This window comes from Halalkalicoccus jeotgali B3 (assembly GCF_000196895.1).
Taxonomy (GTDB): Archaea; Halobacteriota; Halobacteria; order Halobacteriales; family Halalkalicoccaceae; genus Halalkalicoccus; species Halalkalicoccus jeotgali.
Genome location: NC_014297.1, coordinates 582,720 through 594,294, shown reverse-complemented (window position 1 = coordinate 594,294; position 11,575 = coordinate 582,720). Strand labels below are relative to the sequence as shown.

Here is an 11,575-nt window from a genome sequence, read left to right as displayed (position 1 = left end):
TTGTTATTCCACGGACGGAAAACGGTCGACAGGATAGCATGAGGGCAGTCCAATTTCGATTGGCCCCATCCCTGAATCGGCCCTCCCGAGGGCGTGACCAGCGGACGGATCGGATAGTTGAGGAGTGGCAAAGTTTTTTTCGCCGGTATTCGATGAACAATCGTAACTATCTACCATGGTACTGTATGTCTATTCGGTCAGTCCGATCGGGGGAGAGTCGACACCAACCGAGAGAGAGGGCCGGACACGGGGTAGGGTGAGGGGATGCAAGTAGAGCCCCAAGAGGTCTCGCTGGGCTGGGAGATCGCGGTCCTGACCGTCCTCGGGCTGGCACTGATGATCTTCATCGGGTGGTATTCGTACAACAGACGGGTCGGGGTCGACGTCGATGACTTCTTCTCTGCGAGCAAGTCGCTTGGTTTTCTAATCATCGGCCTCACGATCTTTGCCGATTCGTACAGTGGGAATTCGTTTCTGGGCTACGCGGCCGAAACGTACCGGTCGGGGGCTTGGTTTCTCGTCTACCCGCAGTTCATGGTGGCGGCAGTGATTGGCTCGCTCATCGTTGCGCCGCCGTTGATCAACCTCGGGTTGAAATGGGATTACACGTCCCCGATCGACTATCTCGAACATCGGTTTGACTCCCGGGTCGCGTTTCTGGCCGTGTTTTTCCTACTCTGGGGGACGTTCCTCCAGTTCACCGAGCAGTTCTTCGCGATGGGGTATCTCGGAAACGTCGCCTCCGGTGGGGTGTTACCCTACCAACTCGTGATCGTTCTCTTCGCGGTCGTCATTCTCCTCTATGTCGGCCTCGGTGGGTTTAGGGGGACAGCACTGACCGCGGCGGTCCAGGGAACGCTGATGCTCTTTTCGCTCTCGTTGATGTTGCTGTTGATTGGCATGCTCGACGGGTTTACCGCCCAGATGGAGACGGTCTGGCAGCAGGCACCCGAGAAGCTGACGCTTCCGGATACGGCGACGATGCGGGGGTGGTACAGTACGATCGTGTTGATCTTGCTCGGGCTGCCGACGTACATCCACATCCAGCAGTTCTATCTCGGAGTCCGCGACGCAGAGGACCTCAGGAGTACCTTCCGGCTCCAGGCGCCGGTCTTCTTTTTCGCCGCGATCACGCTCTGGATCATCGGGATGTTCGCAAGCGGCGTCTTCCCAGGACTCTCGCAATCCCAGTCCGAGCAAGTCGTCCCCTATTTATTGGGTGCGTTCGTCCAGCTCGAAGGGAGCACGCTTCTGCCCTCGCTGATCGCGCTGGGCGTGATCATGGCGACGCTCTCGACGGCCGGGGCGACGGTGATGGTCGTCTCGATGGTTCTCGCAAAGGACCTCTACGGGCGGTTCATCGACCCGAACGCCCCCGACGGTCAGGTCATCAACGTCAGTCGCGTCTTCTTGGCGCTCTCGCTGGTAGTGGCATTGGGAATCGCCTTCAGACCCTCGCTGACAATCTGGACGTGGACCGAGCTGAAGTTCGAGTTCTTGTTGCAGGCGACCCCGTTGTTCGTCTTCGGGCTCTACACCCATCGAGTGAAGAACACGCCCGCCATCGCCGGGATGCTCGTCGGCTGTGCGGTGGCGATCGCGCTCTACCTGACCGGCAACCCCGAGGTCTACAGCTTCCACGCCGGCATCATCGGCCTCATCGCGAACTCCGCCGTATTCCTCGGCGGGAGCTTTCTTTCGGGCCAAGACGCCGAGACGGAGCGGGCCAAACGGATCCTCGAATACAACTCGATCGCCGTCGCCAACGCCGAAGACGAGAGAGATGTTAGGTACGTCCTGCCGGCCGAAACCAAGAGCTTCTGGATCGGACTTACCATCATCGTCGCCCTGATGGTGCCGTGGTATGCACCGGCAGCCTGGAACGCCCGGTTGGCGTTTGGGTTGCCGATCTGGACGTGGGTAATCATCGGTGCGCTAGTCCTCGAGACGCTCTTTGTCGTGTTTTCGACCTACATCTGGCGGCCGAAGGGACCGACGAGCAGCGGCCAGGACGCACCCCACGAGGAGGAGACGACGGCTGACTGATCTCACCCGGTCCTGTAGACGACCCTATAATAGCAGGAAGGTTGATGAATGTCGTCGTAAATACCCTCCTCAATGGAGCAACCGGTAGCCGGTTCCACCGATCGCAGCCGGATCAGGGACGCTCCGACGATCGCGCCGTACCCGGAGTGTGAGGACCCGATACTGGGGAGGACAGGGGGGACACCGATCGTCGAGTACGGCGGGGACGGGCCCGGACGGATCTACTGCAAACTGGAGTACGAGAACCCGACTGGATCGATGAAAGACCGCGTCGCGCTAGGGATGATCTCGTCAATGCGGGCGAACGGCGATATCGACGGCGAGGGGCCGGTAGTCGAGGCGAGTTCGGGTAACACGGGTGGGGCCGTCGCGCTCGTGTGTGCGCGACTGGGACTGGAGTGTGAGATCACCTTCCCGGAGGGGACGAGCGGGCAGAAGTCGGGATATATGGAGGCCTATGGTGCGAGTACGAGGCCGTGTCCGGACGTCGCGTCCGGTCACGAGGACTACTACCATCGGGAGGCCAAACGGATCGCCGAGAAGACGGGTGGCACCTTCCTCAACCAATACGAAAACGAGTTGAACCCTCAGGTCCACTACGAGTGGACCGGCGAGGAAGTCCTCGAGCAGCTCGGTGGAGAGGTGACTCACATCGTCTCGCCGATGGGGACGGGTGGGACCGTCTCGGGGATCGCTCGTCGCGTAAAGGAAGAGTACCCCGAGGTGCGGGTCATCGGCGTCGACGGTGAGAAATCGAACATCTGGACGGCCTTTCACGGCGAGGAGCCCGTCGAGTACGACGTCGCCGTCGAGGGGCTCGGGAAATCCGAACGGCTTCCGACGATGTGGTTCGAGTATATCGACGACGTACGGGCGGTGGCCGACGAGGCGGCCTTCGAGCGCGCACGAGCTGAGGCGCGAGACGGGCTGCTCATCGGACCGAGTTCCGCCGCCGCGCTGGAAGTCGCCGATGAGTACAGCACGGATCCGGAGGCTGTCGTGTTGACGATGGTGTGTGATAATGGCGATCAGTACTTCGACGTGCTCAACGGGAGCTGAGTACGCTCAGCTTGTTACTTCCCGGAACCGCCCCACTGTATGGGATTGCGAACCGTGAGTCGTGAGTCGTAGAGACGCCACCCAAATTCAAGCACCCCCCAGACGAGAAGTGTCAAGATCAGGACGCCAGCCGCGCCGAACTCGGGGTTGCCCATCCAGATCGGGGTGATGAAGATAAGAGCGTTGTAGAGTCGGAACGAGAAGTACGAGATAACGGTTGCGGCGAGTTCGCCGAACAGACCGGCGAGCGTCCCGATCGGATCGAAGCCACTCGCAGCGCTATCGGCGCTCGCCCCGCTATCATCCTCGTTGAAATCGCCCGGTGTTCGTGATTCGAGGCCGAGTTCCCGTGCGCTCTGCCCGTTCGTGCTTTCCGCACCGGTCTCTAGTCGCTCGGCCTCGTATGGCCGCGACGATTCGACCGCCCAGACGATCTCGCCGGCGGGATTCACTTCCATAACGCGGTGGCCGTGGGTGTCGGTAATGAGCGTGTTCCCGTCGGGGAGCCGATCGACGTCACGGGGCCACTGCATCCGATCATCGGACCACTCCCAACTTCGCGTCCACTCACCGTCCTCTCGTTGGAACTCCTGGACGCGGGCGTTCTCGGAGTCGGCAACGGTGATCGCCGGGCCACCGTTCTCCTCGGGAATGTAATCGGGGTTGTGCTGCTCGAACATGATGTCATGGTTGTTCTCCGATCCGAGCGTCCAGTTCTCTTGGAGGCCTTCCTCGGGATCGACGAACACGACCTGGTCTTGATTGCGCAAGCTCGCCATCATGGTGCCGTTCATCGGATCACCCTCGCTCTCGATGTACTCGACGTCGTTGAGATGTGCCCAGTCACGTGGGAACGGACCGCCGCCCTCGATGGGATAGGCGGACTGGACGTCCCACGACCACTCGACGATCTCCGTTTCGGTGTTGACGATGAACATCCGGTCCTCGACCATGTCACCAACGAGAATGCGGTTCTCGTCGATCCGGTCGGCGTCGTGCCATTCGGAGGAGTAGTCGCTCGCGTCGTAGCGCTCGTAGATGACCTCCTTCTCGCCGGTCTCGAGGTCGACACGCTCGATAACGTTCAGTGAACACGGGGGATCGCTACAGGTCACTCCCTGGGAGTTGATCGTATCGGTCGCGGTGTACTCGATGGTCATCGGGTCGCCCTCGACCGGATCGACGTCGTAGTACTTCGTCCGGGAGTTATCGTAGTAGATCACGCTTCCGTCAGGGGCGTAGGCGGTGATCGTTCCGGTTTTGCCGGATTCGGTGATCACCGTGTGGCCATCGGTGGCCGGCGCGCGTGGGACGTCCTCCTCGCTGGCCGTCGTCAAGTGATCGCCTGTTGCTCCGTTAGCAAGAACTACGCTCGAGAGGAGCACGAGGACGACGAACGCGATCCGAAGGTGGTTTCGCGAGAGAAGCGATCGCACACGCCTACCGGCCGAGTCTGAACGGTCACTCACGGGTTCCCCACCCACCCCGTCAGCTGGACCCTCCCCCAAACTGTCATACAGCCGCTATTGGGGGTTCGTCTAATAGTGCTTTCGTCTCCTCACCTTCATATTGGTCTTCCGAGCAGCAGGTGCGTCTGGAGCAGGTTCAGCGGGTCGACGTAGGCTCGTGTCGTCCCGTTGGATGCACTCTGCTCTGAAGGGGCGTGTTCATCGGCTCGGGTGCGCAGACTGATCCCGATCGCGGACGAAGCGGTAGGTGACGAAGACGGCGGTGCCAAGTACTGCACCATACCAGAGTGTCCCGACACGGATGAGGAGCGTCGAGCTGACGGCGACGGACTGGGTGTAGCCGAGGACGACGAGCATCCCAACCATGCTGGCCTCGGTGGCAGCCAACCCACCGGGGAGGAGGCTCGCCGCGCCGATGACCGAACCGAGACCGAACACGAACAGCGCTACCGGCAGGGCTGCCTGTGTGCTGAACCCATCGAGTACGATCCAGAGAGCCGCGCCCTCGAGTCCCCAGGCGAGCAGGCTAATGAGAAGCGAGACGGCCAGCGGACGGAACTGGAACAGCGCGTAGGCACTCTCGTAGAACTCTTCGAGCTCGTTCGCGTACGGTCCGATGATCGGGAGGGGTTCGAGCCGGCTTAAAAGCCCGAGACAGAACGTTCGCCACTGGAGCAGGCCGATGCCGACGAGAAAGACCGCCAGCACGCCGATCAGTACCGTCGAGGATTGCTCGTAGACCACTAGGCCAAGGAGCGCGAACGCCGAGAGCGCGAGCAGGTCGGTGACGCGTTCGGCCCCGACGACTGAGGCAGTCCGACTCACTGGAACGCCCCGGAGGTCCCGGAGGAACCATGCTTTCCAGACCTCCCCCGCTTTGCCGGGGGTAACAACCATCATCAGACCGCTGAAAAAGGCCAATAGACTGGTCTTGAGCGGAATCGTGATGGCCAGTTCCCGGAGGAAGTACTCCCATTTCGCGAATCGGATCCCGTAGCTCACCGTGGCGAGCACTATCACTGCGCCGATCCGCCACGGCTCGATGGCGATAATCGCCCGACTGACCTCGGCCGCGTCGCCGAACAGGAACAGCGCGAAGAAGACCCCGACCGTCAGGAGGGCCGTGAGCCAGAGTCCGTGTCGGCGAACGGCGCGTCCGGCGGCGGAGAGGGTCCCATTCATATGTGCATGAAGGCGAGAAGGTCGTTGAGCTTGGTCGCGACGTGGCCTGAGAGGTAGCCGCCACGGCCCGCCGTATCGGTCCCGTTCGCGCGGATCGCCTCGAGGACCGGACGGTCACAGATCGTCCTGACTCGGCCGATCTCCATAGGAAAGTGCGCATCGCTCCCGCCGGTCATGGCCAGGTCATGTGTAACCGCGAACGTCTGCGCGCGACGGTTGTAGTGGGGGACGATACACCGCGAGTTGCAGACCTCCACGCCGTCAACGTGGGTCACGATCTCTTCGAGGTCGTCGGTGTAGTACTCCCGGAGCCGATCGAACGGATGGGAGAGGACCGCAAGACCACCTTGATCGTGCACTCGGTCGATTACGGTGAGGGGGTCCCCACGTGCGGGTACTTCCCGAACGTCGAGCGCGAGGAGATGGCCCTGAGTCGTCGTCACCTCGACCCCGGGAATCACCGTTAGTTCCGCCGGTGCGAGGTCGTCGACCGCTGCATATCCCTCGAGCGTATCGTGGTTCGTGATCGCGATCCCGTCGAGGCCTGCCTTGCAGGCCGCCTCGACGACGTCTCGTGGCGCGGCCCGTGAACAGGGCGAGGCGTCGGTGTGGACTTGGAGATCATATTCCCTCATCCGACGACCCCCAGTGCTGCAAGTACTCGCTCGGGAACGTTGTAGAGCATAAGTACCGAAACACACGCCCAGAGGATGAGGTTCACGACTGATGGCCGATCGGTAAAGAGGTACTGCGGCTGGCTCGCGATGTCGGTGGTATAGACGAGGTGATGGTAGCGAAAAACCCCAAAGAAGGCGAACGGAAGCGTGACCATCATCACCGGATCGGTCCGGGAGAATGTATATAGCGAGTAGGCCATCAGCAGTGACGCCATCGTCATGACGAGCAGCTGATCGACGTCGCTCTTTGCGTACTCGGTGAGCACCGAACGGGTCTCCTGGGGCTCGGTCGTGGATTCGAGTTCGTGACGGCGTTTTCCGAGGGCCAAGACCAACGCGAGCAGGGAGGTGCTCACGATCAACCACGGGCTCAAGAAGACGTCAATAGCGATGACGCCAGCGATCGCTCGAAGGACGAACCCGAGGGCGACGAGGATAACGTCGACGTAGACTACTTGCTTGAAGTAGAGGGAGTAGAGCACGTTTTGGGCGACATAGACGGCTAACACCGCGAGAAAAACGGGGCCAACACTGTAGGCGGCGCCCAAGCCGCCGACGGCGAGGAGCACGGCGAACCCGGCGGCGACGGGGACGGAGACCTGTCCACTTGCGATAGGCCGATGTCGTTTTTCAGGGTGGTTTCGGTCCTCCTCGAGGTCATTGATATCGTTGAAGACGTACATCGTACCGGCGACGGCGGTAAAGGCAACGACCCCGACGAGGAGGCTAGCCCATGCCTCAAGGTCGAAAAGGTTTTTCGAGAAAACGATCCCTAAGAGCATTACACCCTGTTTGTACCACTGCAACGGGCGAGCTTCACGAATCAACCCTGTTGCGGTTGAAACGGCGGGAGACGTCCGAAGTGAACTCGCCATTACCCAGCAATGAAGCGAAACAGAGATATGAAAGTGCGGATTTGTCTGAATGATGGGAGTGAGCGAGATAGATAACATCGATGCTGCGGAATCACAGTACGATTCGGTCCTGATCACTGGAGGAACGGGGTTTCTCGGCCTGCACACGTGTCAGTACTTCGCCGACCGGGGATGGGACGTGACGGCCTATGACCTCAAACCGTTCAACAAGGACGATGACACGGCAGAGATCGGATTCATCGAGGGTGACGTCCGTAATGAGAACGCCCTTCAGGAGGCGATTCAGGACGCCGATGCGGATGTACTCGTCCACACCGCGGCGGCGCTCCCATTGTGGGACGACGATGAGATTCGAGAGGTGACCATTGAAGGAACTAGATCCGTCCTATGGGCAGCAAAGGAAGCGGACGTCGAACGCGTAGTCTACATCTCCTCGACAGCTGTCTACGGTACACATGACTCCCATCCGATTACCGAAGAGTCGCCGTTGGACGGGGTCGGTGCGTACGGCAACGCGAAGGTCGAGGCCGAGCGGATCTGTGAGGACTTCAGACGAATGGGGATGTGTGTCCCGATCCTGCGTCCCAAGACGTTTATCGGTCCCCAGCGACTCGGCGTGTTCCAGGTCCTGTTCGACTGGATCGAGGACGGGGCTAACGTCCCGTTGGTGGGATGGGGGAACAACCAGTACCAACTGATGCACGTCGATGACCTCGTCCGGGCGATCGAATTGATGTTTCTGCTGGACGAGGACGACGTGAACGACACGTTCAATGTGGGCGCCGAAGAGTACGGGACGATGAAGGAGGACTTCCAGGCCCCGATCGACGAGGCGGGGACCGGAAAGCGGGTCGTCGGAACGCCCGCGACGCTGACCGTCCTCGCATTGCGGGCGTTGAACGCGTTCGATCTCTCGCCGCTGTATCCCTGGGTCTACGAGACGGCCCACGAGGACTCGTATGTCTCGGTCGAGAAACTCCGTGGACTCGGCTGGGAACCCGAGTACTCCAATCAGGAGGCCTTGGTCGATACCTATCGGTGGTATCTGAACAACTACGAGGCGAAGGGTGCACAGGCTGGGAAGGACCATCGGGTCGCCTGGGACCAAGGGGCGTTGACTGTCGTCAAGGAGCTCTTCAAGAAATTCTGAGATGAGCAGACGACCGAGCAGAGACGTCCTCTTAGTAGGGATCATCGTTGCGATCGGGACCCTGCTTCGGATCTTTCGAATCGGGGCGGAGAGCCTCTGGCTCGACGAAGGGTATTCGGTCCACTTCGTCGAGACCATGTCGTTTGCCGCGATCGCGCTCGAACTCCCTTGGACGGACAACAGTCCGCCGTTGTATTACCTCGTGCTCGACATCTGGACGGCGACGTTCGGATACGGCGAATCGACCCTCCGGCTACTGTCAGCTTTGTTCGGAATCGCCACCATTGTCGTGATCTACCTGCTGGGCTCGGAACTGTACTCGAGAGATGTCGGCCTCCTCAGTGCGGGACTCCTCTCGGTGTCGGCGTTTCATATCTGGTACGCGCAGGAGGCCCGCATGTATACGCTGCTTGCGTTCCTCGCGTCGCTGTCGTATCTCTTCCTGTTGAAATCGATGAACGAAGAGGCCAGAACGGAATACGTCGTCCTCTACGTGGTCTCCACGGTCGCGCTTGGATACACCCACATGTTCGGCTTGTTCGTCATCTTGTCTCAATCGTTGTTTATCTTCAGCGATCTGGTGCTGTTTGAGGGGAAGACGGACAGGAAAGCGATCGTACGCTGGGTAACGATCCAAGGGACTGTCGGCATTCTCCTTCTCCCGTACGTGCGGGTCCTTCTGGTCCGCGTGCTTACCGGTCGGGGCGAGGTGTGGGTATCCATCCCCCCGATTCCGTACCTCGTTACGACACCACTGTCGTACTTCGGCACTTCCCGGATCCTCCAGTGGCCTCCGGCGGTGTATCTCGGACTCCTCGCGCTTATCGGCATGCTTGGTGTCGTCGCCATACTTCCGTTCTCTCGACTACCAGGTCGGCAAGTATCGGCGGAGTCATCCCACATCCACGCGGATGAGAGACCCGCACAGCCGCGGGCGGCGTTTCTCCTTGTCTTATGGGTTATGATCCCAATCGCGGTTCCGATCGTCATCACCTATGCGATCACCCCGATCTTCGTTCAGCGATATACGATTCCCGCTTCGATCGGCCTGTTCATACTTATTGCAAGAGGGATTTCGAGACTCCCTCGTCCATCGGCCCGGGTCATGGCAGTGGTCCTCGTGTTGTCTGTCTGTCTGTTCCCGTTGCCGACCATGTACGCTGATGATCAACGCGAACAGTGGCGTGAATCCGCCCAGTACGTCGCAGGCGGTGCTGACGGGGATGATCTGGTCCTCCTCAGTCGGGGCGATTTGGAGTACCCGTTCGACTACTACTTCGACTCCGAGGCGACGGTGACGTCGGCATCCGAGAACACACTCCGAGAGGAGCAGCTAGATCAAGTCAGGGATTCGGAGACTGTCTGGTTCGTCTTTTCTCACGGAACTCGGGCCCAAGAAGCAGAGATGCAGAACGCGATCGAACGAACTCATCGGCCGGCGGAGACGAGAGGGTACAACGACATTCGTATCGTGAAATACGTCGCGGAGGGCTGAGCGAGGCTTTATGAAGGAACGGAGCGTTGGCCCTGTGACTCATTTAGAAGAGCAGTAGTGGACAAAGGGTAAACGGAAAGGATTCTATTTCGAAAGATGTACGCTGAGCCGAATTATTCTTGTCAGCATCCCTCGAGAGATCCTGCATGCATAGTGAGGACTCCCTTCACGTGATGTTTCAGACCCCGTAGCGAACATCTATCAATATTCCGTCACGCTATTATCATAAGCTAGTCTATTTTTAATATTACTATAATTATATTATACATAAGATATATTATCTTGCGCTATCTTTCCAGTATATGTGGAATAGAAATAAAAATAGAATAGTCAGCGTAATCAGTTCAGACCCTGCTCTCAGATGCAGGATGCAAGATCACATTTCTCGTTCATACTATCATCCATGTTAACAAAATCAGTGACAAAAGATCCCGCGTTAATTGTTATTATTGCGTTTATGATAATGATTAGCTGCGGTACAGTTAGTGCTGTCCCAGGCTCTGGGGTTGTATCTGGACCTTTGGTCGTTGACAATGCAGATGAATCCTCTGACACAATCAAAGACCTCAATTCATCAGCAAATCAGACAAGAACCGATACGCCAAACAAATCATCAGGGAAAAGATATGTCCAAGCGGTACCGGAAAAAGGTGATCCCTATTTTGAGGCAGCAGCCAGTGATGGGAGCTGGATTAGTTATCAGAACCCACGTGATGAATACCGAAGTCCGTATCTCGGTGACGGATCGGCAAAAATATGTATTACACTCCAAAACGAGGCTGGCGAAACAATCGTTGGCGACACCGTTCCGAACACAACGGTCGTGATTCCGACTGGAACTACTCTTGATTGGCACTCAGCCGCAGATCCGATAACAGTGGACCTCCCACTAACACGATATTCTGACCGGCCACTCGATGCAGACCAGTTCGGTACTAGTGACAAGCTGCCTCAAGGCGATGGATATCTTGATTCTCACTGTTTTGAATTCCATGGGCTCTCTGAGGAGAGTACGGTCGAATATGGCGAGGTACAGCTCAACGGAGAGCATGCAGATGAAATCAACGTCGTTGGCTATATCCAGCAAGAGCATGAGGCGTGGAATTCTGCTATTGATCCGAACACTGCTGCGGAGTCGTACAACAAAGCCGGTGGGGGCTGGACCTATCAACCAGGAGCCTCCCATGGACAGGTCGTTATCGTCCTTCAACTCGATTCATCAGGGTCGGACATATCTGAGAAAAGTATGGAAGACAACACCACAATAGAGGAGAAGACTAACGGGAGCGCCACAGACACTCGTAACAAAGGATCCGCTACTACTACGAAGCCTAGTGAAAGTACAAAGTCGGATGACGATACGACAATGATCCCCAGGATGCTGAGCTTCAGTTTATTGGTCGTTTTTACTGGACTTGTAATCATTGTCTGGAATAGTCGCGATTTCCTTCAGTCCTAAAAAATAATATTAGACATATATTAAAATCCACCACCGGTTTGCTGTAGTGATTCGATTACTTATAGTATTCTAGTAAGGATTCTATTTTTGGATGGAGTTACTTCATCTATAGATAGAGCGGATACAAAGGCTATCTGTATAGGCCACTAGTACCTTCCTTATC

Annotated in this window: 9 protein-coding genes; 5 read left to right on the top strand and 4 right to left on the bottom strand. The window is 58.0% G+C overall.

The window, feature by feature from the left end; translation table 11 throughout:
• Positions 1–264: 264 nt before the first annotated feature.
• Together HACJB3_RS02830 and HACJB3_RS02825 are read left to right on the top strand one after the other, a co-directional pair.
• Complete coding sequence (locus tag HACJB3_RS02830) at positions 265–2,046, top strand: sodium:solute symporter family protein (protein WP_013199362.1); 1,782 nt, start codon at positions 265–267, stop codon at positions 2,044–2,046.
• A gap of 72 nt (positions 2,047–2,118) precedes the next feature.
• Complete coding sequence (locus tag HACJB3_RS02825) at positions 2,119–3,105, top strand: PLP-dependent cysteine synthase family protein (RefSeq protein WP_008418153.1); 987 nt, start codon at positions 2,119–2,121, stop codon at positions 3,103–3,105.
• Between the two features lie 14 nt (positions 3,106–3,119).
• On the opposite strand, the gene HACJB3_RS02820 is transcribed toward HACJB3_RS02825, so the two are convergent.
• The 4 genes from HACJB3_RS02820 to HACJB3_RS02805 form a co-directional block, all read right to left on the bottom strand.
• The gene (locus HACJB3_RS02820) at positions 3,120–4,574 is read right to left on the bottom strand and encodes an arylsulfotransferase (asst) (protein WP_049934516.1); all 1,455 of its coding nucleotides are present in this window, start codon (positions 4,572–4,574) and stop codon (positions 3,120–3,122) included.
• Positions 4,575–4,772: 198 nt separating this feature from the next.
• Entirely contained in the window at positions 4,773–5,756 is a 984-nt protein-coding gene (locus HACJB3_RS02815; RefSeq protein ID WP_008418157.1) for a lysylphosphatidylglycerol synthase transmembrane domain-containing protein, read from the bottom strand.
• Positions 5,753–6,391 carry a PHP domain-containing protein gene (locus HACJB3_RS02810; RefSeq protein WP_008418159.1) on the bottom strand — a complete coding sequence of 213 codons (639 nt, stop codon included), beginning with the start codon at positions 6,389–6,391 and terminating at the stop codon, positions 5,753–5,755. Before HACJB3_RS02810 ends, HACJB3_RS02815 begins: the two co-directional genes overlap by 4 nt.
• Complete coding sequence (locus HACJB3_RS02805) at positions 6,388–7,215, bottom strand: UbiA prenyltransferase family protein (RefSeq protein ID WP_008418161.1); 828 nt, start codon at positions 7,213–7,215, stop codon at positions 6,388–6,390. Before HACJB3_RS02805 ends, HACJB3_RS02810 begins: the two co-directional genes overlap by 4 nt.
• A gap of 142 nt (positions 7,216–7,357) precedes the next feature.
• Between HACJB3_RS02805 and HACJB3_RS02800 the strand changes: the two genes are divergently transcribed.
• From HACJB3_RS02800 to HACJB3_RS20455, 3 genes are all read left to right on the top strand, one after another.
• A complete protein-coding gene (locus HACJB3_RS02800) occupies positions 7,358–8,458 on the top strand; it encodes an NAD-dependent epimerase/dehydratase family protein (protein WP_013199360.1) in 1,101 nt (366 codons plus the stop codon).
• A 136-nt stretch (positions 8,459–8,594) separates the two neighbouring features.
• Positions 8,595–9,953 carry a glycosyltransferase family 39 protein gene (locus HACJB3_RS02795; protein WP_238532807.1) on the top strand — a complete coding sequence of 453 codons (1,359 nt, stop codon included), beginning with the start codon at positions 8,595–8,597 and terminating at the stop codon, positions 9,951–9,953.
• A 361-nt stretch (positions 9,954–10,314) separates the two neighbouring features.
• Entirely contained in the window at positions 10,315–11,412 is a 1,098-nt protein-coding gene (locus HACJB3_RS20455; protein WP_174264851.1) for a PGF-CTERM sorting domain-containing protein, read from the top strand.
• Positions 11,413–11,575: the final 163 nt, after the last annotated feature.

Coding starts and splice junctions, on each gene's coding strand:
- HACJB3_RS02830 (WP_013199362.1), top strand. CDS start 265: ATGCAAGTAGAGCCCCAAGAGGTCTCGCTGGGCTGGGAGATCGCGGTC.
- HACJB3_RS02825 (WP_008418153.1), top strand. CDS start 2,119: ATGGAGCAACCGGTAGCCGGTTCCACCGATCGCAGCCGGATCAGGGAC.
- HACJB3_RS02815 (WP_008418157.1), bottom strand. CDS start 5,756: ATGAATGGGACCCTCTCCGCCGCCGGACGCGCCGTTCGCCGACACGGA.
- HACJB3_RS02810 (WP_008418159.1), bottom strand. CDS start 6,391: ATGAGGGAATATGATCTCCAAGTCCACACCGACGCCTCGCCCTGTTCA.
- HACJB3_RS02805 (WP_008418161.1), bottom strand. CDS start 7,215: ATGCTCTTAGGGATCGTTTTCTCGAAAAACCTTTTCGACCTTGAGGCA.
- HACJB3_RS02800 (WP_013199360.1), top strand. CDS start 7,358: ATGATGGGAGTGAGCGAGATAGATAACATCGATGCTGCGGAATCACAG.
- HACJB3_RS02795 (WP_238532807.1), top strand. CDS start 8,595: ATGTCGTTTGCCGCGATCGCGCTCGAACTCCCTTGGACGGACAACAGT.
- HACJB3_RS20455 (WP_174264851.1), top strand. CDS start 10,315: ATGCAGGATGCAAGATCACATTTCTCGTTCATACTATCATCCATGTTA.